Source organism: Bacillus sp. PDNC022, assembly GCF_016919285.1.
GTDB classification, from domain to species: domain Bacteria; phylum Bacillota; class Bacilli; order Bacillales; family Bacillaceae; genus Bacillus; species Bacillus safensis.
The window spans coordinates 833,097-856,729 of record NZ_CP070345.1; the positions used below are offsets into that span (position 1 = coordinate 833,097).

The 23,633-nt window shown below is 41.9% G+C and carries 22 protein-coding genes; 15 read left to right on the forward strand and 7 right to left on the reverse strand.

From position 1 onward, the window contains the following. Nucleotides 1-3: 3 nt before the first annotated feature. Both JVX94_RS04505 and JVX94_RS04510 read right to left on the reverse strand, forming a co-directional pair. Nucleotides 4-666: a lysozyme family protein gene (locus JVX94_RS04505; RefSeq protein ID WP_095408773.1), complete on the reverse strand. Its 663-nt coding sequence runs from the start codon at nucleotides 664-666 to the stop codon at nucleotides 4-6. A 91-nt stretch (nucleotides 667-757) separates the two neighbouring features. Next, nucleotides 758-2,089, reverse strand: coding sequence for an APC family permease (locus tag JVX94_RS04510; RefSeq protein WP_205184650.1), 1,332 nt, complete (start codon nucleotides 2,087-2,089; stop codon nucleotides 758-760). A gap of 186 nt (nucleotides 2,090-2,275) precedes the next feature. Here JVX94_RS04510 and czrA point away from each other — a divergent pair, with 186 nt between their 5' ends. Then, complete coding sequence (gene czrA, locus JVX94_RS04515) at nucleotides 2,276-2,605, forward strand: Zn(II)-responsive metalloregulatory transcriptional repressor CzrA (RefSeq protein ID WP_024422670.1); 330 nt, start codon at nucleotides 2,276-2,278, stop codon at nucleotides 2,603-2,605. A 31-nt stretch (nucleotides 2,606-2,636) separates the two neighbouring features. On the opposite strand, the gene JVX94_RS04520 is transcribed toward czrA, so the two are convergent. Further along, entirely contained in the window at nucleotides 2,637-3,161 is a 525-nt protein-coding gene (locus JVX94_RS04520) for a CcdC protein domain-containing protein (protein WP_144484365.1), read from the reverse strand. 117 nt (nucleotides 3,162-3,278) lie between these two features. Between JVX94_RS04520 and JVX94_RS04525 the strand changes: the two genes are divergently transcribed. The 7 genes from JVX94_RS04525 (at nucleotide 3,279) to JVX94_RS04555 (ending at nucleotide 9,296) form a co-directional block, all read left to right on the forward strand. Next, nucleotides 3,279-4,211: a helix-turn-helix transcriptional regulator gene (locus tag JVX94_RS04525; RefSeq protein WP_205184652.1), complete on the forward strand. Its 933-nt coding sequence runs from the start codon at nucleotides 3,279-3,281 to the stop codon at nucleotides 4,209-4,211. 54 nt (nucleotides 4,212-4,265) lie between these two features. Continuing rightward, a complete protein-coding gene (locus tag JVX94_RS04530) occupies nucleotides 4,266-4,739 on the forward strand; it encodes a GyrI-like domain-containing protein (protein ID WP_205184655.1) in 474 nt (157 codons plus the stop codon). A gap of 36 nt (nucleotides 4,740-4,775) precedes the next feature. After that, on the forward strand, nucleotides 4,776-5,495 hold the full coding sequence (locus JVX94_RS04535; protein WP_095408768.1) for an MBL fold metallo-hydrolase: 720 nt from the start codon (nucleotides 4,776-4,778) through the stop codon (nucleotides 5,493-5,495). Between the two features lie 3 nt (nucleotides 5,496-5,498). Beyond that, nucleotides 5,499-6,071: a TetR/AcrR family transcriptional regulator gene (locus JVX94_RS04540; protein ID WP_205184657.1), complete on the forward strand. Its 573-nt coding sequence runs from the start codon at nucleotides 5,499-5,501 to the stop codon at nucleotides 6,069-6,071. Nucleotides 6,072-6,219: 148 nt separating this feature from the next. Further along, nucleotides 6,220-7,101 carry a hypothetical protein gene (locus tag JVX94_RS04545; protein ID WP_111292943.1) on the forward strand — a complete coding sequence of 294 codons (882 nt, stop codon included), beginning with the start codon at nucleotides 6,220-6,222 and terminating at the stop codon, nucleotides 7,099-7,101. Continuing rightward, nucleotides 7,064-7,672 (forward strand): DUF4166 domain-containing protein, encoded by a 609-nt coding sequence (locus tag JVX94_RS04550; protein WP_205184659.1) that lies wholly within the window; start codon nucleotides 7,064-7,066, stop codon nucleotides 7,670-7,672. The genes JVX94_RS04545 and JVX94_RS04550 overlap by 38 nt, the downstream gene beginning before the upstream one ends. Continuing rightward, nucleotides 7,665-9,296, forward strand: a complete 1,632-nt coding sequence (locus JVX94_RS04555) for a YndJ family protein (RefSeq protein WP_205184661.1) — start codon at nucleotides 7,665-7,667, stop codon at nucleotides 9,294-9,296. Before JVX94_RS04550 ends, JVX94_RS04555 begins: the two co-directional genes overlap by 8 nt. On the opposite strand, the gene JVX94_RS04560 is transcribed toward JVX94_RS04555, so the two are convergent. Further along, entirely contained in the window at nucleotides 9,286-9,765 is a 480-nt protein-coding gene (locus tag JVX94_RS04560; RefSeq protein WP_041109445.1) for a site-2 protease family protein, read from the reverse strand. The genes JVX94_RS04555 and JVX94_RS04560 overlap by 11 nt on opposite strands. A gap of 241 nt (nucleotides 9,766-10,006) precedes the next feature. Here JVX94_RS04560 and csaA point away from each other — a divergent pair, with 241 nt between their 5' ends. The 3 genes from csaA (at nucleotide 10,007) to JVX94_RS04575 (ending at nucleotide 13,877) form a co-directional block, all read left to right on the forward strand. After that, nucleotides 10,007-10,339 carry a chaperone CsaA gene (gene csaA, locus JVX94_RS04565; protein ID WP_041109443.1) on the forward strand — a complete coding sequence of 111 codons (333 nt, stop codon included), beginning with the start codon at nucleotides 10,007-10,009 and terminating at the stop codon, nucleotides 10,337-10,339. A 514-nt stretch (nucleotides 10,340-10,853) separates the two neighbouring features. Then, nucleotides 10,854-12,245, forward strand: a complete 1,392-nt coding sequence (locus JVX94_RS04570; protein ID WP_095408763.1) for a glycoside-pentoside-hexuronide (GPH):cation symporter — start codon at nucleotides 10,854-10,856, stop codon at nucleotides 12,243-12,245. Nucleotides 12,246-12,269: 24 nt separating this feature from the next. Beyond that, nucleotides 12,270-13,877: a glycoside hydrolase family 43 protein gene (locus JVX94_RS04575; RefSeq protein WP_203128533.1), complete on the forward strand. Its 1,608-nt coding sequence runs from the start codon at nucleotides 12,270-12,272 to the stop codon at nucleotides 13,875-13,877. 46 nt (nucleotides 13,878-13,923) lie between these two features. Here the strand turns inward: JVX94_RS04575 and xylR are convergent, their stop codons facing one another. Next, complete coding sequence (gene xylR / locus JVX94_RS04580; protein WP_205184663.1) at nucleotides 13,924-15,084, reverse strand: transcriptional repressor XylR; 1,161 nt, start codon at nucleotides 15,082-15,084, stop codon at nucleotides 13,924-13,926. Nucleotides 15,085-15,294: 210 nt separating this feature from the next. Between xylR and xylA the strand changes: the two genes are divergently transcribed. The 3 genes from xylA (at nucleotide 15,295) to JVX94_RS04595 (ending at nucleotide 18,941) form a co-directional block, all read left to right on the forward strand. Next, nucleotides 15,295-16,632 carry a xylose isomerase gene (gene xylA, locus JVX94_RS04585; protein ID WP_205184665.1) on the forward strand — a complete coding sequence of 446 codons (1,338 nt, stop codon included), beginning with the start codon at nucleotides 15,295-15,297 and terminating at the stop codon, nucleotides 16,630-16,632. A 35-nt stretch (nucleotides 16,633-16,667) separates the two neighbouring features. Then, nucleotides 16,668-18,167 carry a xylulokinase gene (gene xylB / locus JVX94_RS04590; RefSeq protein WP_205184667.1) on the forward strand — a complete coding sequence of 500 codons (1,500 nt, stop codon included), beginning with the start codon at nucleotides 16,668-16,670 and terminating at the stop codon, nucleotides 18,165-18,167. A gap of 87 nt (nucleotides 18,168-18,254) precedes the next feature. Further along, complete coding sequence (locus JVX94_RS04595) at nucleotides 18,255-18,941, forward strand: glycoside hydrolase family 11 protein (protein WP_095408758.1); 687 nt, start codon at nucleotides 18,255-18,257, stop codon at nucleotides 18,939-18,941. A gap of 45 nt (nucleotides 18,942-18,986) precedes the next feature. Here the strand turns inward: JVX94_RS04595 and JVX94_RS04600 are convergent, their stop codons facing one another. Beyond that, the gene (locus tag JVX94_RS04600; RefSeq protein ID WP_205185504.1) at nucleotides 18,987-21,029 is read right to left on the reverse strand and encodes a molybdopterin oxidoreductase family protein; all 2,043 of its coding nucleotides are present in this window, start codon (nucleotides 21,027-21,029) and stop codon (nucleotides 18,987-18,989) included. 130 nt (nucleotides 21,030-21,159) lie between these two features. Continuing rightward, nucleotides 21,160-22,356: a cytochrome P450 gene (locus JVX94_RS04605; protein ID WP_205184669.1), complete on the reverse strand. Its 1,197-nt coding sequence runs from the start codon at nucleotides 22,354-22,356 to the stop codon at nucleotides 21,160-21,162. A gap of 470 nt (nucleotides 22,357-22,826) precedes the next feature. Between JVX94_RS04605 and proC the strand changes: the two genes are divergently transcribed. After that, nucleotides 22,827-23,624: a pyrroline-5-carboxylate reductase gene (gene proC / locus JVX94_RS04610; RefSeq protein ID WP_240193799.1), complete on the forward strand. Its 798-nt coding sequence runs from the start codon at nucleotides 22,827-22,829 to the stop codon at nucleotides 23,622-23,624. The last annotated feature ends 9 nt before the right edge of the window (nucleotides 23,625-23,633 follow it).

Genomic DNA, 23,633 nt, shown 5'->3' on the forward strand with positions numbered 1-23,633 from the left:
TTTTTACGATGATGGTGAGGATGATGAAGCCAATTTCATCTTTTCTTCAACTGTTTTCGTTTTTTCTTTTACTTTTTCAGCGTAAGTGAAATCACCGAAGCAATACGGATAGCGGAAGTTATCTTTGTTGCCACCGCACGTATAGACCTTGGGGTTTCGTTTCACTTGCTTTTTGGAGTATTGCTTTGCCAATTTCTCGGAATGTTTTCCCCCGTTTTTTGCAACAAAATCAATATAGCCGATTCCCATGTTATAGCTTTGAATAATGGTTTCCAAATCAACGCCTTTTTTCTTTCCATGCTTGTACATAGTCGAAAAATGATGGACTCCTTGTTTAATGCTTTTCTGAGGGTCATTGATTTCATTTCGTTTCAAACCAAGAGATTCAGAGGACTGCATTGGATCTCCGCCTCTGCCTTTTGATTCTTGATACATCATACCGAGGATTAACGCGGTATACTGATCTAAATCTTGATCTCTTAACTCTGTTTCTACAAGCGGTTTGTAATCATCCAATCTCGACAAAACAATTGATTCCGTATCAATCGGCAGCTTTTTTAACTCCTTTTGATTAAAGGAGATGGCAATGGCTGCTAATACGAAAACAAAGAGAAAAATCGTGAAACAGCCTGAAATGGCAAAACATCCTGTTTTTTTCTTTTTCAAGGTCAGTTCACCCCTGTTTTGCCCCGCTTTTAAAAGGGAAGTACAGCCTTTTTATTATGCCATATCCTGTGCAGGATACCAAGTGAAAACCTTATAATCTATCATACCCAAACGTAAATTCAGGTCGTGTTTTCAGCCTGAAGCAGAAATAAACAAAACCGATAATCAGCCAAATCACGCCAATGATTAATGCATTTGTACTAATGCTTGTTAACAGCCAAATACAAAACGCCATCCCGCATAGAGGGATCACTGCATATCTCAATGTATTCAATACACCTCTTTGTTTTTGTCTGACGAAAAAGTATGCAAAAACAGACAAATTCACAAAGGTAAATCCAATTAACGCGCCGAAGCTGATAAAGGAATAAATGACTTCAAGTTCGCCAACGACTGCGGTTAAGGAGAAAGCTCCGATTAATAAAATATTAAAAACAGGGGTTTTTAATCTCGGATGAATATACCCGAAGAAATGCTTCGGTAACGATTGATCTCTTCCCATTGCATATAGGAGCCTTGCTGCACTCGCATGTGACGATAAGGAGGAAGAAATGACAGCGACCATTGTGCCAGCTAAAAAGAATGAGTGGAGAAATGCGCCGCCCACAAATTCTGCAATTTCAAGTGAGGCTGCATCAGGATGTTTGAACTGCTGAAAATTTGGAAACACCTGCTGCAAAAAATAAGACGTCAAAGTAAACAGTACGCCTCCAATCGCAACTGTTAAGAAAATGGCAAGCGGGATCGTCTTTTTGGGTTTAATGGTTTCCTCAGACATCGTCGAAATCGCATCAAATCCTAGAAAGGAGAAACATAAAATGGTCGCTCCTGAAAAAATAAGCGCTGGATCTAAACTCGCTGAATAAAAAGGCCGGGCTGACAATAACTCTCCACTGCCAGCGTTTTGCGTGAGTCCATAAATAACAAACCCAACAAAGGTGACGGCGACAATGACCTGAAACGTCACAAATAGCGCCGTAATGTTGGCTGTAAGCCGAATACCGATTACATTGACAGTCGTTATGGCGATAGCAAGTATGATGATCCAAATGTAATGAGGTACATCAGGAAAGGCTGCGGTTAAATAAGCACTTCCGATCGCAAAATTCACCATAGGCAGAAATAAATAATCCAGTAAAAGTGTCCAGCCCACAAGGAAGCCGACATGAGGATGAATACTTTTTTGCGCATATGTATAAGCAGATCCTGCTTTTGGAAAAGCCTTCACCATATTCCCATAGCTAAGCGCTGTCAATAGTAATGCAAGCAGCGTAAATATATAAGCTGCAGCTACGTGTCCTTTCGTCAGCTGAGCAACAATGCCGTATGAATCAAATACGACAAGTGGATCCATATAAGCAAGCCCGATCACAACAAGTGGAAAGACAGTCAGGCTGCGTTTTAGTCTTGGCTCTTCAGTCAATTTGCCTATCAGCTCCTCTAAAAAAATGAATAAATAATGCTCATTTTAAAAAGAATGCTACCAAGTGTCAATGCTATTTGAATAAATCTTTTTTCTAAAGTGTGCCCGCTTTGCACGCCGCACGTTTTAGTATATGATGATACATAGAATAAGTCGTGATTTGACTAACAAGAAAGGTGAAGCGAAATGAAGGAAGAACTGAATACAAATCAAGAACAGGAACGGATGGAGCTGGATGAAGAAAGTTTATTTCTTGTCTCCCAAACTTTTAAAGCCTTATCTGATCCGACACGTATTCGTATTCTGCACCTGCTGTCTCAAGGTGAATACTCGGTAAATGATATCGCAGAAACGCTGAATCTTATGCAATCAACAGTTTCTCATCAGCTGCGTTTTTTAAAAAACCTTCGTCTCGTGAAATCTAGACGAGCAGGGACATCGATTTTTTACAGCCCTGAAGATCAGCATGTGATGGAAGTACTTGAACAAATGATTCATCATGCGCAGCATGACTAATAAAAACCTTCCTACTCATATAGGAAGGTTTTTACGCATGATGCATATGTGCTGATCTTTTACCTGCTTTCATCATTTGATAAGAAAAAACAACATAGTAAGCAGCTAACAGAAAAAAGCTGAGCATGGTCAGGGCATCATCACTCACAATATGCTGATACAGTTCAACGACACCAATTTTTGTGAGCGAATGGTTCGTCAGCTCACTCAGCTTAAAACTAAGTCTAGATAAAAATAAGCATAAAATGAAGCTTTCAATCCATTTACTCGTTTTCACATAAAGACGGCCATTTTCTTCTTTCATACGGATCGTCTCATAGGCATGAACGGCCAGACTGCTTCCAAAGAGCATACCAATAGCGGCATAGATGAAAATACTGTGGTTTTGCCAGCCTTCTGATAGAAGAATAAGGGCAGTGAGTCCAAATACATACATTCTCATCAAAAGACTGATCGGGCGTACACGCTGATAGCGTCTCATTCGATTCATTCGAAAGATAATGCAGATCAGCATAATGCTCCCAATTATGAATAACTGCCACACGTGATGTGTCATGATGCAACCTCCTCCTGCATGTGCAGGGATGTAAACGATGCTGGCTGTTCCTTATCTTTACCATTCTTTCTTTTTTTATCAAATCAAAACCTACATTTATGAAAAAGAGGAAAAGGCATGAAAATCGATCGTATTTTGTCTATTGTGATGCTGCTCATTAGCAAGAAGCAAGTGCAAGCGAAGGACCTCGCTGAACTTCACGAAGTGAGTGTGAGGACGATTTATCGCGATATTGAGACCATCAATCAAGCCGGGATTCCTGTTGTGACAACACAAGGAGCAGGCGGGGGCATTTCACTTGTTGACGACTATCGTTTAGAGAAAAAATTATTTACCGATGATGACATAGAGCTTATTTTGACAGCCCTAGAAAGCATGACAAGTGCATACTCCTTTAAAGAAAGTGAACATGTACTGAAAAAAATCAAATCTCTCATTCCGCCACAAAGCGATGAAAGCGAGAAACAGCACCATGTCTTTATTGATTTAAGCTCATGGGGGAAAGACAGCCAGGCAGAAAAGAAGCTTCAGCTGATCCATACAGCTGCCTCCGCGCATCAATTCATTCAGTTCACTTATCGCAATGCGAAAGGTGAAACACTTCCACGGAAAGTGGAGCCTTATACGCTAGTCTTAAAAGGAAGGCATTGGTATTTATATGCGTTTTGTTGTGTGAAAAAAGCTTTTCGTCTGTTCAAGCTGACAAGAATGACAGACCTCATCACCATTTCGGGATATTTCAGGCCGAAAAAAATTAAAAATGAAGAGAAGCCCTGGAATGATTCTTGGCATGAAGAACCATCAGTCACAACACTCACGCTTAGGTTAACGGAAGCATCAGTTGGTAAAGTGAAGGAATGGGTGGATGAGAACGAATTGATTGTCTGTTCAGATGGAACGTATCTTGCAGCAATGACCGTGCCGCAAGACGATTGGCTGCATAGTTTCCTATTTCATTTAGGACCGGATGTTGACATTCTTTCACCGAAGCATATCAAGGAAGCATTTAATCTCCAATTAAAACAATTTATGAAGCGATTAGGAACTTGACACACAGTTGTCAGGTTTCTTTTTATATGATGGGAAAAAAGGAGATGAGAATGTATGTACGATATCGTGTTATTAAAGAAACAATGGATCAAAGGGTTGTCTGTTCGAACAACAAACGAAATAGAGCAAACAAAAGAGCGGAAGATTGCACCGCTCTGGCAGGAATTTTTTGCGCAGCAGCTTCATGGAGGACAAGCCCCAGTCATAGGGCTGTATTCAGATTATGAAAAAGATGAACATGGTTCTTATTTATTTACAGCAGGGCAGTTCGCGGATCAGCAGATCGAACATGTAAAAGAGATTCCTGCGTCTACCTATGCAAGATTTCGAACGAGAAAGGGACCGATTGAAGAGGTCGTGCTTGAAACATGGCACAAGATTTGGACGTGGGATCAGCGTCAATACCGCACTTATACAGGTGATTTTGAATGGTATGATGAAAGATCTATTGATCCAAAAGAAGCGCAAATTGACATTTATATTGCGGTTGATGAAAAAATGATTGCTAAAACTAATGGTATTAGTTAATATAAAACTAACGACATTAGTTTTAGGAGGACAATCATGAGAATGACAACTTTTGACCGTCTGCACCAGCTTACATTGATGCCGCGATTATTTCCGGTAAATTGCTATGTATTTGAGGAAGAAGAAGAACTCATCTTAATTGATGCTGCTTTAAAAATGGCGGCGAACTCGATCATCGAATTTGCCCGTAAAAAGAACAAACCAATTCATAAGATTATTCTCACTCATAGTCATATGGATCATATCGGCGCATTAGATGAGGTGAAGAAGGCTTTTCCAGAGGCAGTCGTCTATTTATCAAAACGTGATGCACGTCTTTTTGAAGGTGACTTTTCCTTGCTCCCTGATGAACCTCAGCAAAAAATTAAAGGCAGTTTTATAAAAAATATTCATACAAAACCAGATGTGCTTGTCGAAGAAGGAGATGAGATTGGGCCGCTCAAAGTGATTGCAACACCAGGGCATACACCTGGCAGCATTTCTTTATACGATGAAAGATCAGGAGTTGTCATTGCAGGGGATGCACTTGTGACAAAAGGCGGCTTATCGGTTACGGGTGAGTTTCGGTGGAGCTTCCCGTTCCCGGCATTTGCCACATGGGATGCGGAAACCGCATTAAAAAGCGCTGAAAAATTACTAGCGCTGCGCATATCCTGTCTTGCTGCAGGACATGGTGACCTTATCATAGAGCCACATGAAAAGCTGCAAGCAGCCGTTAGAAAAAGACAGCGCCAGCTAATGAAAGGGGTGCAGTAAACCGTGTCTCCAAGAATGGGAATTACACAAGAAAAAATTATGGATACAGCGGCTGCATTTGTTGATGAAGAGGGCTTCTCCGCTTTGACCATTGCTACATTGTCTAAAAGGCTGAATATCAGGCCGCCTTCTCTTTATAATCACGTATCCGGCCTTCATGAGATTCAGGCAGCACTTGCAGTAAAGGGGCTCTCCATCCTTTGTGAGGAAGGGATGCAAGTCACAGAGGGGCTAGAAAAAGAAGAAGCTGTTTTGGCCTTTGCCAGACAATATGTGCAATTTGTCCGAACACACCCCGGTCTTTATGAAGCTGCCTTTTCACATATGAATGAAAAAGAAGTACGTATTGCAGCAGAGCGCCTTGTTCAGTTTGTTCAATCCATTATGTCACGCTTTGGTGTAAAAGAAGAGGAAATGACGCATGTCGTCAGAGGACTGAGAAGCTTACTGCACGGCTTCGGTGATATTTCTAATAAAAAGGGATTTCAACGAAAAGAACAGCTTGAAGAAAGTGTGAGCTATGCGGTCCGGCTCTATATCACGGGAGTATTGCAAAAAGAAGATCTGTCTATTTGACAGGTCTTTTTTTTACAGCGAACCGATATCATAGAGAAGCATCCTTCTGGAATAATTTTTTTGAGAGAAAACGAATAAAGATTTGACAGTTTTGTGAAACATGGTATGCTTATTATGTGAAATAATTCACATAGAGGAGTAGAGGCAGATGAAAAGAAAGCCTGTTTATGTGGAAACAACCATTCATGCACCTTTAGAGAAAGTATGGGAATATACGCAAAATCCAAAGCTTCATGAACAGTGGGATTTGCGTTTTTCAACCATTTCATTAAATGGACCTCAAGATAAACAGCCCCAAACTTTTTTGTATGAAAAGCATCTTGGATTTGGTGTAAGTGTCACAGGGACAGGAGCATATCGAACTAGAATGATGGATGAACGGAATGAACGGGCATCCTCGCTAAAATTCAAATCGTCACACCCGTTGTCTTTTATCAAAGAAGGCGGCGGCTATTGGAAATATGTGAAAACGAACGATCATATTGTGTTTCAAACGCAATTTGATTATGAACCGAAAGAAGGAAAAGGATGGGCGTGGGCAGATCGATTTCTTTTTCGCCCGATGATAGGGTTTATGACAGCCTTTAGTTTTGGCGCACTAAAGACGTGGCTTGAAAAGGGTACGCACCCTCGGTTGTTACTGGAGAGAACACTTGCCCATTATGGAATTTGTTTGCTGTTTGCCATCGTCTGGTTATGCCAAGCGATCATCCCTTTTTCACATTCTGCTTTTGATCATAGCACCGGATTCCGATTGTTTTATGCCCTTATAGGCGTATCATGGCTCATACCTAAGCTATCAAAGAAATATCTGTTCATTCTTCAAAGCGTGTTTCTGCTGATGATGCTTTGTATCGGGATCTTATCCCCACAAACCACACTTCATGAGCCGCTTGTGATGAGTGCATTTTTGATTCTATCTATTGCAGGGATGATTAATTTAAAAGATTGTCTAGATGTATTTTCGATCAAACGAAAAAGGGGAGGTAGACATGGTCGTTCATCATCATCAAGTAAAGGATTACGATAAGCTGCACCCAAAATTAAAAGAGAGATACAACCGTGCGTTTACCGCTGAAGGCACCATGGAGGAAATAGGCGGCGGGACCTGGCTCATTCGATTTTTATTCAAAATTGGTCCACTGTTTCGCTGTTTTTTCCCTGAGAGAGGAAAAAACATTCCCTTTCGAATTGTCAATAAACCCTTTATGACCAATAAGGGAGAGGAGGGTATGCACTGGTTTCGTACGTTTTATTTCCCAAAGAAGGAACGGCACTTTGATGCAGATATGATCATTGATCAGAAGAGTCATAAAGTACTAGATTATTTTGGAAAGCCTAGACTTCTTATGTCAGAGCTTCATTTTACAGTAACAAAGCATGGGTTCCTTCACATTCAATCCGGCCGGCAGAAGCTGCTCATGTTAGGACGTGAATGGCCGCTGCCTTCATGGCTTTATGGTGTGTCAGATGTCGTAGAAGGCTACGAGGAGCATACAGGTGAGTATACCATTCATGTGCATGTGAAAAATCGACTGTTTGGGACCCTTTTTACATATAAAGGCCGGTTTACTGAAAGGGTGGTGTCTTTTGATGAATAAATGGCATTTGATATCAAGCCTCCTCTTCATGTGCTGGTTTATCGCCACCCGTTTAATGACAGGTCAGGTAGCAGAGTTGTTTGTACTGATAGCGATTCTGTTTTTCCTTCCTGCAGTTTTATTCTTTTTTGCGAAGGAAGAGCGGGAGAGAAAGCCGGGAGTACTGATCGGCATTTTAATGAAAGCCTTTCCATTAGCTGCTTTTTGTGCAACGGCTGCATTCATCTATCATTCCGCCTTGTTTGCATCTGGCTGGTTTTTGTATACGATCATTTTGGCGTTATACGGTTTTACTCGTTTGCTGAAAAGGGGAATCTTTCCGCTTCATGAATTGATGATCGATGGTGCATGGATGTATATCGCTTTAGGAGGGCTTTGGTTTTGGCTGTACACAGCAGATATACAGGTAATGACCTTTTCACCAATCATCGTGCTTTTGACCGCTATTCATTTTCATTACTCTGCTTTTTTTATCCCGCTTTTCTATGGATTTTTAGGGAGACAGAGAGAAAAAGAGACAGCTTTATACAAAGCGGCAGGCTGGGTGATTTTGCTGTCGCCTTTGATGATTGCTGTTGGGATTAGCTTCTCCCGTCTGTTTGATACGTTCAGCGTCACGCTATATGTCATTGCCCTCTATTTGTACGGTATTCTTTGTATGAAAACAAGGTTTCGAACGAAAGTGGCAAAAGTGCTGATTGTGTTTTCTAGCTGCGTGTTAATGGGGACGATCGTGCTATCTCTTCTTTATTCCGCTGGCATGCTCTTGCGCGTGACCTACATCAGCATTGATCAGATGATTTGGTTTCATGGCAGTATCAATGCCTTTTTTGTTATTTTACCAGGTCTGATTGGATGGCTGATCGAAGGGCCAAAGGATCAATTGAAGCAGAAGGATTTTCCGATATCAAGAGTGCATGGCCGTTTTCATTTGATCTCTTTTCAAAAGGAAAGAATGTATGATCAAGAGAAGCTCGGTTTAGTCGATTCACTTGATGATTTAAATGGAACGACGTTTTCAGCTGAAAGGGTGTCACCTGTGATTCGAAGGTTTTATGAAAATCCGACTGCATTTACGTTAAAAGCAGCAGTCTGTTTTCATTGGTGGGTGAGGCCGTTTGTTTTTTTACTTCAGCCAATTTTTAAGAAAATAGGGCAGCTCTATTTGGGAACATCTCGTATGCCGTATGAAATGAAGGGACGTCTGACTACATTTCAACATCCGAAAGAAGAGCGAAAGAATGTCAGGGCGTGGATTCGTCACAACGAAAAAGGGGAGCAGGTCTTTTTTGCACTTTATGCTCATCATCACGATGCAGCTGCGGGCTATATGAATATTGCGCTGCCGCTGCCATATTCTCAGATGACCGCTCTTTTAAAACCTTTTAATGAAAAGGAGGACTTTCTATTAAAAAGTGCATGTCCAAAAGGCAGTACCGGTGACGAAGGATTGTATTTGCATACGCCTTTTATCACCATGAAACTGCCAATGGAAGAAAGCTTTCATATGAAGCCGGAGACAGATAAAAGTCTCACAGCCGTTCATCAAATGAAGCTATTCGGTATTCTCTTTTTAACAATTCGTTATCAAATTGACAGTGAAAGTCACCCTGTTAGTCAATGATGTCACATGGTTCACCGTGCCGAATGATGTTCACAATCGCTTGCCCATCACTCGGATGATGATCTGCATACTGGACTGGCAGCAGTGCAAAAAATACATAGTAGACTGAGAAGTAAGCAAACTGATAGAAAAATTGATGTTCTGGCAGGATATCATTGGCGATCATTGTATTCAGTATGAGAACACTGAGCAGGTTGCATAATGATCCGCCTAGGTAGACAAGAATGTGCGAGAACCGGTTATTTTTCCTCATTTCTTCATAGTGGCAAAATGCATCTAGAAAATAGATTCGTCTAATTTCAACAACGCCTACTTTCAATACTTTTTTGCCTCTGCCAAGAGCAAAAGAAACCTTTGCGCCAAACATCCATGCGACCATAATATGGCCAAGCTGATGCAGGATGGCAACGATAGGAAGAATGACGAAAAACGACCAGCAAAACGTCCACATATCCGATAATGTAAACAAGTGTTAACCCCTCCCTGATATATTTGGGAGGAAGCAGTAGGATTATTTGCCATTTTACTGAATTCATTTTCAGGATGCAAACATTTAATACATGACGATAAAATTATTATGTAAACTAAAAAGATTTTGCAATGAATCGGCTTTTTGACTCACTTTTTTACGAGATGAATGTGCTACAATGAAAAAACAATAGATGACTCTAGTAAATGAACTTACCCTTGAAAGAAGAGGAGAGAATCAGATGGCAGATATTGAACAGTTTTTGGCGTTAGATATACGTGTTGGGACGATTATAGAAGCAGAATTTTTTGCAGAGGCAAGAGTACCTGCATTAAAACTCAAGATTGATTTTGGTGAAGAGATTGGTCTAAAGCAATCCAGTGCCCAGCTCACAAAACGTTATACGGCTGAGAGTCTCACTGGCAGACAAATCGTAGCAGTCGTCAATTTTCCGCCTAGAAGAATTGCAGGGTTCAAATCAGAAGTGCTTGTCTTAGGGGGCATGCCGTCAAAAGAAGACGTGGTTTTACTAGCCACAGATGAGCCGGTTGAAAATGGGACAAAAATAGGATAAGAAAAAAGACATCTTCCTGAGAAGATGTCTTTTGCGTATTGAGGCGGAATAACCACACGCCACATTCGTGTGTGTCTCAAGGAGACATGTTACCCGACTTACACAATTCAGCTCATCGCTTGATAAATATAGCATGGGGTGAGCTGAATTGCAACCATTAAATGATTCACTTCAGTTTTTCACGTCATTTCAGCCGGAAAAATGACAAGAAATCAATTATTTGGATTATTTTTTCAAAAAATATTGAAAAGTCAGATCAGATTTTATAAAATGAATTCATCTTAGTTTGTTTAGTCGATAAACTAAGATGGTTTCCAAGTGATGATCCGACCATTAAAGGGGATGATTCTGTCATTCAAATCATTTGCTGCGTATGTGGGCTAAGCTGAAAAGATTAGATATTCAGCTTCATTTTTACAACAAATTGAAAGCGCTTTATATTCTTTGCATTGACTGCTGCTGCCCTCCATCATCTGTTCGTTAGAAGAGGCTAAGAGAAGAAGGGAGAAAGCTCATGGTAAGTGAGAATTTAAAAAAGATTCGTATGTCTGAAAAAGTGGGATATGCTTCAGGAGATTTCGCATGTAATTTGATTTATGCAACTGTCTCTACGTATCTATTATTTTTTTATACAGATGTGTATGGTTTATCAGCGGCGGCAGCAGGGACGATGTTTTTAGTTGTTCGCGCCATTGATGCGCTTGCAGATCCGTTTATTGGTGCAATGGTGGATCGAACGAACAGCCGTTTTGGCAGGTTCAGACCTTACTTGCTATTCGGTGCATTTCCTTTTGTGGTACTCGCCATCCTTTGCTTTACAACACCTGATTTTTCTGAAATGGGTAAACTCGTTTATGCCTACATCACGTATGTTGGTTTATCGCTTACATACACATTTATCAATGTTCCTTATGGTGCTTTAACTTCCGCAATGACAAGAAATAACCAAGAGGTTGTCAGTATTACGTCGGTTCGTATGCTTTTTGCTAATCTTGGAGGTCTAGTTGTTGCTTTTTTTGTTCCTTTTCTTGCGACTTTTTTGAGTGATACAACAGGAAATACAGCACTCGGCTGGCAGATGACGATGGCTTTACTCGGCGTTCTTGGCGGTGCTTTACTTATTTTCTGTTTTAAAAGCACAAATGAACGTGTCACGCTTCAAAAGCCGGAGGAAAAAATTAAGTTCAGTGATATCTTTGTCCAGTTACGTGTCAATCGTCCGCTTGTTGTATTAAGCATTTTCTTTATTATTATTTTTGGCGTGAACTCGATCAGTAACTCTGTCGGGATTTATTATGTGACGTATAACCTTGGCAGAGAAGATTTAGTGAAATGGTACGGGCTCATTGGCAGTCTGCCAGCTTTAATGGTGCTGCCGTTTATTCCAAAACTGCACAAGCTGTTAGGAAAGAAAAAGCTGCTTAATTATTCATTATTGCTGAATATTGTAGGTCTTCTTGCATTACTTGTGATACCGCCGAGTCAAATCACTTTAATACTTGTTTTCAGGCTCGTCGCAGCTGCAGGGAGTATTACAGCCGGTGCTTACATGTGGGCACTCATTCCTGAAACCGTTGAATATGGCGAATATAAAACAGGGAAAAGGATGGGCGGACTCATCTATGCCATCATCGGATTCTTCTTTAAATTTGGGATGGCATTAGGCGGGATTGTGCCAGGGCTTGTACTCGATCGCTTTGGCTACATTGCGAATCAAATGCAAACACCAGAAGCATTACTGGGCATTTTAATCACGACAACGGTGATTCCTGTATGCTTACTGATTTTAGCGATGATTGATATTAATTTTTATAACCTAGATGAAGAAAAACATAAAAAAGTCGTACGGGAGCTTGAGAATAGAGACAAGGTATATATCGATCATATGGACGATTTTAAAATGTAGGTCTCTGAAAGAGGAGGAAGTTCAATGAAGATTACCAATCCAGTGCTCAAAGGGTTTAACCCCGACCCAAGTATTTGCCGTGTAGGAGAAGATTATTATATGGCCGTCTCTACATTTGAATGGTTTCCAGGGGTGCAAATTTACCATTCAAAGGATCTCGTCCATTGGCGACTTGCTGCGCGTCCTTTGCAAAAAACGTCGCAGCTGGATATGAAGGGAAATCCTGATTCTGGCGGAGTATGGGCGCCGTGTTTAAGCTATGCGGATGGGCAGTTTTGGCTTATTTATTCAGATATCAAAGTCGTGGAAGGTCCATTTAAAGACGGTCATAATTATTTGGTCACGGCAAGCGAAGTGGACGGCGATTGGAGTGAACCGATCCGGCTCAACAGCTCCGGCTTTGATCCATCTTTATTCCATGATCACAGCGGGAAGAAATACGTCTTAAATATGCTGTGGGATCATAGGGAAAAGCATCATTCCTTTGCAGGTATTGCCTTGCAGGAATATAGTGTGGCTGAAAAGAAGCTCATCGGTCAACGGAAGGTTATTTTTAAAGGCACACCGATTAAACTGACAGAAGCGCCGCATCTGTATCATATCGGTGACTACTACTACTTATTAACGGCAGAAGGAGGTACTAGGTATGAGCATGCAGCAACAATCGCCCGGTCCCCGCATATTGAAGGGCCTTATGAGGTTCATCCTGATAACCCGATTTTAAGTGCCTTCCATACGCCTGAACATCCGCTTCAAAAATGCGGGCATGCTTCAATCGTTCAAACGCATACAAATGAATGGTATCTCGCTCATCTCACTGGCCGCCCGATTCAATCAAGCAAGGAATCTATTTTTCAACAGAGAGGGTGGTGTCCTTTAGGAAGAGAAACAGCGATTCAAAAGCTTGAATGGAAGGATGGCTGGCCTTATGTTGTAGGCGGAAAAGAGGGGACACTTGAGGTTGAAGCGCCAGAGATCGACGAAAAGGTTTTTGCACCAACTTATCATACAGTCGATGAATTTAAAGAATCAACACTAAATAGACACTTTCAAACATTAAGAATTCCGTTTACCGATCAGATTGGTTCGTTAACGGAGAAACCACAGCATTTAAGGTTATTCGGTCACGAATCCTTAACGTCTAAATTCACCCAAGCTTTCGTTGCAAGGCGCTGGCAAAGCTTTTATTTTGAGGCAGAGACTGCTGTTTCGTTCTTCCCAGAAAACTTTCAGCAAGCCGCAGGTCTTGTGAATTATTATAATACGGAAAACTGGACAGCACTCCAGGTGACATATGATGAGGAACTTGGCCGCACGCTTGAACTATCTGTCTGTAAAAACCTTGCCTTTTCTCAGCCATTGGCACATAAAATCATCATTCCTGACGAGGTCACTTATGTCTATTTAAAAGTGACCGTTCGGAAAGAGACATATAAATATTCTTATTCTTTTGATCAAAAAGAGTGGAAGGAAATTGATGTACCGCTTGAATCCATCCATTTATCCGATGATTTCATTCGAGGTGGGGGGTTTTTTACAGGGGCATTTGTCGGTATGCAGTGCCAAGATACAAGCGGCGAGCGTCTTCCTGCTGATTTTCACTATTTTCGCTATGAAGAAACAGACGAATAAAAAAGACAACTCGCTATGGGCTGCCTCTTTTTGAAAATTCTATAGATCATGTTGTGAGAGTGGCATCTTGCAGAAAAGCTTCTATGACAAGAGATGTCATCCCCAATACTGGTGCATTGTGTCCTAATGATGAAGGGAGCAGCTCTACATGTGAGCTGAATTGCGTATCCATTCGCGAGGATACTTCCTCCTCAATCACGCGTAGAACCGATTGATGTGATTCGATCACTTTGTTTCTTAAAATAATGGCTTGCGGATTAAAGGTATGGAGGACGTTTGTGAGACCAACGCCAAGGTAAAAACCAAAGTTGCGCAGGGCATTGAGCGTTTTCATATCATTTAACTTGGCCAGCTGTTCCAGATCTTGATGGGAGATATGCTGATCATCTGTTTGAAGAGACTGAAACAAAGCTTTTTCAGAAGCATACAATTCCCAGCATCCGCGGTTTCCGCAGCTGCATGTTGGGCCATTAAAATCGATCGTCATATGTCCCATTTCACCAGAAAAGCCGTACGCCCCTCTGTATAAATGATGATTGATGATGATTCCGATCCCGATGCCAGTGCCAATGCTTGCATAGATCAAATGGTCATAATGTTTAGCGGCACCAAAGATTTTTTCACCATATGCACCGGCATTTGCTTCATTTTCAATGAAAATCGGTACTTGGAACGTGTCTTGGAGCGTCTTTTTCAGATCAACATTTTTCCATTTGGAATGGGGTGTAAACACGATTTGTTCATCTGCATCCACTAACCCATGTATGCATAGGCCAATGCCAACGAGCCCGTATGGTGAAGAGGGCATTTGTGTGATGAGCTGCTGTATTAATTCAATTAATTTACGTATCGTCACATCAGGAGAGCTGGATGGGAGCATGATCTGTTCTTCGTAAAGAATGGACCCTTCAAGGTCTGTTAATATGCCATTGACATAATCAACGCCGACATCAATCCCAATAGAGCAGCCAGCACGTTTATTAAACATTAATAAAACCGGTCTTCTTCCGCCGCTAGACTCACCTTGACCGATCTCATAGACGAGATGTTCTTTCATTAACGTACTTACTTGAGAAGAAACAGTCGATTTATTTAATCCAGTGCGTTCAGATAATTTTGCTCTCGAAATAGGCGCATGCTGGAGAATTTCTTTTAATAAAAGTTTTTGATTTATTTTTTTGACAAAGTTCTGATCAGCGATATCCACGTTATCCACTCCATTTGTTTCGTCTTTAGATTAAGTTGAGAAGAGCTGCTTTTTTTCGCATGTATTCGATAAGAAAGATGATTTTAACTTTATTATAACGAAAATATTTCTAAAAAACTAAAAAATATGGAAAATTCAAAGTGTTTTTTTCATAGATTGATCATTAGTTTGTTGTATCAACTTACAAAGTGTACTCAGGAGGAATGAAGAATGGCTAAATCAAATATGAAAACATTATACAGTCTAGAAGGAATCGGCAAAATTCAATATGAAGGGAAACAATCAAAAAATCCACTCGCTTTTCAATACTATAATGCAAGCGAAGTGATTGGCGGAAAAACAATGAAAGACCACCTGCGCTTTTCAGTTGCTTATTGGCATACATTGACTGCTGATGGAACAGACATGTTTGGAACTGGGACGATGCAAAGAGCATGGGACTCCTATAGCGGAATGGATTTAGCAAAAGCGAGATTGGAAGTCGCTTTTCAGCTTTTTGACCTATTGGATGTTCCGTATTTTTCATTCCATGACCGTGACATCGCGCCAGAGGGGGAGACGCTTCAAGAGACCAATCAACAATTAGACATCATTTTAGAAAGAATGAAAGAATACATGAAGCAAAGCGGAGTAAAGCTGCTGTGGAACACGGCCAATATGTTCAAGCACCCTAGATTTGTACACGGCGCTGCGACATCTTGTCATGCAGATGTCTTTGCCTATGCGGCCGCACAGGTTAAAAAAGGCATCGAAACCGCCAAAGAACTCGGTGCAGAAAATTATGTCTTCTGGGGTGGACGAGAAGGGTACGATACGCTGCTTAATACAGATATGAAAAGGGAGCTTGATCACATGGCGTCTTTCTTGCATATGGCTGTTGATTATGCAAAAGAAATTGGGTACACTGGCCAATTTTTAATCGAGCCAAAGCCAAAGGAGCCAACAACTCATCAATACGACACAGATGCAGCGACATCCATCGCCTTTTTAAAGCAATACGGATTAGATTCACATTTCAAATTAAATATCGAAGCCAATCATGCGACGCTGGCTGGTCATACGTTTGAGCATGAATTACGTGTCGCAAGAATTCATGGTCTGCTAGGTTCTGTTGATGCGAACCAAGGAAATTCGCTTCTTGGGTGGGATACAGACGAATTTCCAACCGATCTGTATGCCACAACTCTCGCCATGTATGAAATTTTGCAAAATGGCGGGCTAGGGGCTGGCGGTCTCAATTTTGATGCAAAAGTGAGAAGAGCTTCCTTTGAACTTGAAGATATTTTATATGCCCATATTGCTGGGATGGATGCATTCGCAAAAGGACTGCGGGTCGCTCATAGACTCATAGAAGATCGTGTGTTTGAGGATGTTATAAAGAACCGGTATCGCAGCTTTTCTGAAGGAATTGGACGTGACATTTCAGAAGGGAAGGCAAACTTTCATACATTAGAAGAATATGCGATGAAACATCCTTTGATCAGAAACGAATCGGGAAGAGAGGAACAGCTGAAAGCTCGTTTAAATCAATACTTGTTAGAAGATTAATTGAAGGGGCGGCCCTGTTTTGAAGGAGTGAAAACATGAAGTATGTAATGGGAATTGATCTTGGAACGAGCGGGGTTAAAGCGATATTAGTCGATGAGAGCGGAAAGGTGTGCTGCGAAGCCTCTATGCCTTACCGCCTCATTCAAGAAAAACCAGGGTATTGTGAGCAGCACCCGGAGGATTGGGTAGAGCAGACAATCGCTGTGATGAAAGAACTGTTGGCAAAGCAGCCTGTCCATTCAAGACAAGTCGAAGGCATCAGTTTTTCCGGACAGATGCATGGTTTAGTTCTATTAAATGAATCTCGCGAAGTGCTCCGCCCTGCAATTTTATGGAATGATACACGAACGACAGCACAATGTACGCATATCACAAAAAAGCTGGGAGACCGGCTGCAAAAGATCACAAAAAACCAGGCGTTAGAAGGATTCACACTGCCTAAATTATTATGGGTAAAGGAACATGAACCACATATTGATCAGCAAATCGACATGTTTTTACTTCCAAAAGATTATGTCAGATTTCGTTTAACAGGCGCTGTCCATATCGATTATTCTGATGCGGCCGGCACCTTGCTGTTAAATATCGGTGAACAGACGTGGAGTGAGGAGATTTGTCAGGCATTTGATATTCCTCTTCATATTTGCCCGCCGCTTGTCACATCAGAGGCGGAGGTTGGTACACTTTTGCCGCACATTGCACGTGAAGTTGGGATGAAAGAAGACGCGAAGGTTTTTGCCGGCGGGGCAGATAATGCCTGCGGAGCAATTGGTGCTGGCATTTTATCGTCTGACCGCACGTTATGCAGTATCGGCACATCTGGGGTGATTCTCTCCTACGAAGAGAATCATGAAAGGGAGCTTCAAGGGAATTTGCATTTGTTTCATCATGCAAAAAAAGACGCTTTTTACACAATGGGTGTCACCCTTTCAGCAGGATATAGTCTTAACTGGGCAAAACACTTACTGGCTCCTGAGGAATCGTTTCAATCACTTTTAGAAGGTGCAGCTCATGTAGCGCCAGGAGCGAAAGGATTGCTCTTTACACCCTATTTAGTCGGGGAAAGAACACCTCATGCGGATTCGACCATTCGCGGCAGTTTGATTGGATTAGACAGCAGGCATGAAAGGGCACATGTTGTCAGGGCTGTGTTAGAGGGAATTACCTTTTCGCTGAATGAATCTATCGCATTATTCCGGCAGGCAGGAAAAAACATAGATTCTATTGTGTCTATTGGCGGCGGTGCGAGAAGCCGGACATGGCTTCAAATGCAAGCAGACATTTTTCAGGCTGAAGTCATCCAGTTAGACAACGAACAAGGGCCTGCTTTAGGTGCAGCTATGCTTGCCGCGGTTGGCTGCGGATGGTATCCGTCACTTGAAGCATGTGCTAATCAGTTGATTCATCAAGCTGCTGTTTATGAGCCAGAGCAGCAGCATGCGGAAGTATATGCCGATCTATTTCATTTGTATCAAAGGATTTATACACAAACAAGAGACATCCATGCCGGGTTAAAGCAGTATCGTTCCATCTAGCAGAAAGGTCTGCATGAAAGGAGGTGATGGGTTTTTCACCTTAGGGATGACAGAACAATATGGATGAAAAAAGGAGAGGGATGGAAAATGAATTTGAAAAGATTGAGGCTGTTGTTTGTGATGTGTATTGGATTTGTGATGATATTGACTGCTGTGCCAGCTCATGCAAGAACGATTTATAATAATGAAATGGGTACACATAGCGGGTACGATTATGAATTATGGAAGGATCACGGAAACACCTCGATGACACTCAATAACGGCGGCGCATTTAGTGCAGGCTGGAACAATATCGGAAATGCTTTATTTCGGAAAGGAAAGAAGTTTGATTCCACTAAAACTCATCATCAGCTTGGCAACATCTCCATCAATTACAACGCAGCCTTTAACCCAGGTGGGAATTCCTACTTATGTGTCTATGGCTGGACACAATCTCCACTAGCAGAATACTACATTGTTGATTCATGGGGCACGTATCGTCCAACAGGAGCGTATAAAGGATCATTTTATGCTGATGGAGGCACATATGACATTTATGAAACGACCCGCGTCAATCAGCCTTCCATTATCGGGATCGCGACCTTCAAGCAATACTGGAGTGTACGGCAAACAAAGCGTACAAGCGGAACGGTCTCCGTCAGTGCGCATTTTAATAAATGGGAAAGCTTAGGCATGCCAATGGGTAAAATGTATGAAACGGCATTTACTGTAGAAGGCTACCAGAGCAGCGGAAGTGCGAATGTGATGACCAATCAGCTGTTTATTGGACGATAAAAGCTTATAAAAAAGCCAGCAGTTTTTTGCTGGCTTTTACTTTTTCTATGATAATTTTTCAACTTCCACTCTGCCAGAAAAGAACGTCGCGCCGCCGCCCATATCTGCCAATCGATCAGGCGTTAACCCATTCACTAAATGCTTTTTGCCTTTTTGATCTGCCCATAATCCTTGACTGACCACAACACCAGATAATACATTTTGACCGACTGACACGACAAGCTCACACTCTCCTCGATCGTTCAGCACACGCACCATGTCACCATCTTCAATCTTTCTTTCCTTTGCATCTTCTTCATTCATGTGAAGCTTCGGAAATTTCTCAAGCTTTTGATGCTTTTCATGAAGTGAGAAGGTAGAATTCAGAAAGTTATGGTTCGGTCCCGGTATAAAGGTAAGCGGATAATCGCTTTCCTGATAAAGGGGCACATAGGTTGGAAGTGCTGGATACCCGTCTTTCTTCATTTGTTCAGAATAAAGCTCAATTTTCCCGCTTGGGGTTTGAAGCTTTAATTCCTCGAAAGATCCACGTTTCGCTTTGATCCATTTCTTTTCTTTTAATGCCTCGTATGAAATGTCCTCATAATGCTGATTTTCTGGATGATGAAGGGCTTGTTCCATCAGTTCAGCATCTGTCTCGCGGAAGGCTTCATCTTCAAAGCCCATCGCATGGGCTAACAGGCGGAATACTTCAGTATTGGATTTGCTTTCTCCGTAGCGTTCAATTACGGGCTCCTGAATTTGAATATAATGATGCCAGTATGACGTATAGAAATCCTCGTTTTCAAAGGCTGATGTCGCCGGCAGGACAATGTCTGCATACGCCGCTGTTTCTGTCAGGAATAAATCATGAACCACTGTAAATAAATCCTCTCTCAGCAAGCCTTCTCTTACTTTATTCGCTTCTGGTGTTACAACCGCTGGGTTGCACGAATAGATAAAGAGAGAATCAACGGAAGGCTCTGCGCTTGTCAGCACGCTGCCCAGCTGATTCATATTAAATGATCTAGGCGTGCGTTCTTTTAATAAATCCGGCCGCTGAAGAGCTGTTTCATTATAGCTGAGAAAAGAAGAGTTTGATTTCATCGCTCCGCCGCCCTTGTGCAGCCATTGACCAGTCAGGGCAGGGAGGCAGGAAATGGTTCTAATACTCATCCCGCCATTATCATGATGCTGTAAACCATTCCCAATGCGAATAAGAGAGGGTGATGTCTCAGCGTACATTCTCGCAAGTGTGATGATGTCATCCTTAGGCACACCCGTGATGCGCTCAACTGTGTCTGGATCATACTGCTTTACATGCTCGCGCAGCTCTTTATGGCCGACCGTGTAAGTCTCTAAAAATGCTTCATTTGTACGTTCCTCTTTAAAAAGGACATGCATGATGCCAAGGGCAAGCGCACTGTCAGTACCTGGCCGAAGCGGAATGAACCAATCTGCCATCCGGCCGGTTTGGTTCTTGTGAACATCAATTACAACAATCTTCGCTCCTTGTTTTCGCGCTTTTTGTGCCAAGGTAATTTGGTGCATATTTGTCGACACGGCATTGATGCCCCAAAAGATAAATAGTTTCGTATGAATGGTGTCTTCAGGATCTGTCCCAATGCTCGCACCCATTGTATATTTATAGCCAGTCGTTCCCGCTGACTGACAGATCGTCCGGTCTAACTGACTTGAACCAAGACGGTAAAAAAAGCGGCGGTCCATACCTTCTGCGTTGAGGTTGCCCATGTTTCCATAGAAGCTGTAAGGCAGAATGCTTTCTGACCCTTTTTCTTCGATCAGCTTTGTCCATTTTTGCCGAATGGTTTCAATGGCTTCTTCCCACGTAATCGGCGCAAACTGTGCTTCGCCTTTTTGCCCAACACGTTTTAAAGGAGTGGTCAGCCTTTTTTCATCATATAAACGGGCTGTGACATTACGCACTTTGTTGCATATGTTTCCTTGTGTGACAGGGTGGTCCGGATCTCCTTGCACTTTCACGATCTTTCCATTTTCTTTATGTATTAAAAGACCGCACTGATCCGGGCAATCTAACGAACAAACTGATTTGAATATTCCGTCTTTCATCGCTGTATAATCGGTCATGAGTTTTCGGCTTCCTTTCTGCATTCCGTTATCACTTTGTATGGACTTTATTTTAGCATGTTCGGAGGAGGAAGGTAAGAAAGAGATGATGAATTGAAGAAAATGAAAAAAAGCCCCTGAAAAGGGACTTTTAAAAACGGGTGACTTGTACAGGAAATTCTTTTACCCCAAAAACAAACGTGCTTTGAATAGGTTTTAGCTGATCTGCAATACAGGTGATGTCTTGAAACGTATGGAGTAAAACGTCAAGCGCAATGTTGCTTTCAAGCCGGGCAAGCGGTGCACCGAGACAAAAATGAATGCCAAATCCAAAACTCATATGCGGATTTGATTTCCGGTCAAGCCGGAACGTATCTGGATCTTCAAACTTCAGTTCATCCCGATTTGCTGAAGCAACCCAGCTGATGAGGTAGTCTCCTTTTTCAATGCGTGCGCCTGCAATTTCAACATCCTCTGCGGCGATTCGGCCAATGGCTTGAACAGGCGGATAATACCGCAGCGTTTCCTCAGTCAATTGAGGAATAAGAGAGGGGTCCTGTCGAACTGTTTCAGCGATATGAGGCTGCTCTGTCAGCAGTCGTACGGCATTGGTTATTAAATTAGTCGTTGTCTCATTGCCTGCAACGAGTAATAGAATACAAAAGCCAAGCAGTTCATTCTCGGTTAAACGCTCTCCATCGATTTCCGCTTGAATGAGAAGTGAGATCAAGTCATCGGCAGGCGTTTCTTTTCGTTTTTTGATCAAATGAGCAAAATAAACGGACAGCTCCTCTTCGGCGCGTTTCTGCATATCTACAACAGCCTGAATGGCTTCTTTTGATTCATCCTTAGCACCTGCCACAAGGGCATCAGAATGTTTTTTAATCAGCTCTCTGTCCTGCACCTCTGCACCGAGAAGCTCAGCGATGATCATCACTGGCAGGGGAGCTGCTAAATCTTGCACAATATCAAACGTACGTTGATCCTTGACTTGATTTAATAGATCATGTGTCAGGTCTTTGATCTTATCTTCTAATTGCTTGATCGCTTTTGGGGTAAATGCCTTATTCACAAGCGCTCTCATCTTTGTATGTTTTGGAGGATCCATCGTTAAAATACTTGTTTTAGACGTGCTTCTTCCTCGCTGTGAAGAAAACACTTTAGGCTGCTTTAGAACAGACTGGATATCTGCATATCGAAAGAGATCCCAGCACTTTCTTGTCTCATCATATCTAATATCACTCTCTGCACGCAGCTCATTGTAAATAGGGAATGGGAAAAGAAGGTCATTGGTAGAACGGATTTCTTTCATTGGAATCACATTGACATAGTTTTCTTTCACTTTCATTATGAACGCTCCTTTTTCACATGATTTCTCTTTCACGGTATCACCAGAAAAATATCATTTCAACGGACATGTTTTCTAAAATATGTCAATAGTCTAATCGAAAGATTCAAGCACATTCACCATATAGGAAAATAGAAAGTTATTAAAATGAGAGCGCTTTCTAAAAAATAGAAGTGAAGTCACCGAAACCAAAAATAAAATGGTGAATTCAGTCGAACGAAAGGGTCCTATGATTCAAATGATCATAGTTCTTTTGATCTAAATTACTGTATTTGAAAAACACGGCTAACATACTTGCAGCAAGCTGCCGGCCATGCATTCGGGACTTTTGAAAAGCGCTGGCTCTTTCTTGACACGATTTCTCATCATGTTACGATAACTAACGTGTGAAAAACACGAACAAAAAGCGAACAAGGGAGAGGATCAATATCATTGATCAAAAGAAAGTTGCTTTCATTGGAGCAGGTTCTATGGCGGAAGGAATGATCGCAGGGATTGTACGATCAGGACAGATGCCGCTAGGCCAAATTTACGCAACAAACAGACAAAATCAACTTCGATTGAATGACCTAACGAAACGATACGGAATCCAAACAGCCGCAATGGATTCATTTCCTTTTGAAGAAATGGATATGTTGATCCTGGCCATGAAACCAAAGGATGCTGAAGCAGCACTTGAATCATTAAAACCTCATATTCGGCCAGATCAGCTCATCATGTCTGTCCTTGCAGGTGTGAAGCTATCGTATATTGAAGACATGCTGCACGAAGGCCAGCCTGTTATGAGGGTCATGCCAAATACATCAAGTACGATCGGGGCGTCAGCGACTGCTTTATCTGCTGGACGTTATGTGAAAAACGATCATATGAGCATAAGTCAGGCTCTTTTATCTGAAATGGGCGAAGTCTATACCATTCAGGAAGAGCAAATGGATATCTTCACTGGAATAGCTGGAAGCGGGCCTGCCTACTTTTATTTCTTAATGGAAAGAATCGAAGAAGCAGGAGAAGAGGCAGGTTTATCAAAGGAATTGTCTCGCCAAATTGGCGCGCAGACCCTCCTCGGTGCGGCAAAAATGCTGCAAGAAACAGAGGAAAATCCTTCAGTCTTAAGAGAGAAAATTACGTCACCAAATGGAACAACTGCTGCAGGACTGAATGCATTAGATGATTTTGGCGGGGGAGAAGCGATCAAGCAAGCTGTCAAACATGCTGCCAATCGATCAAAAGAGATAAGCAATCAGCAAAAACAAAAAGTATCTATATAAATAGAGCTC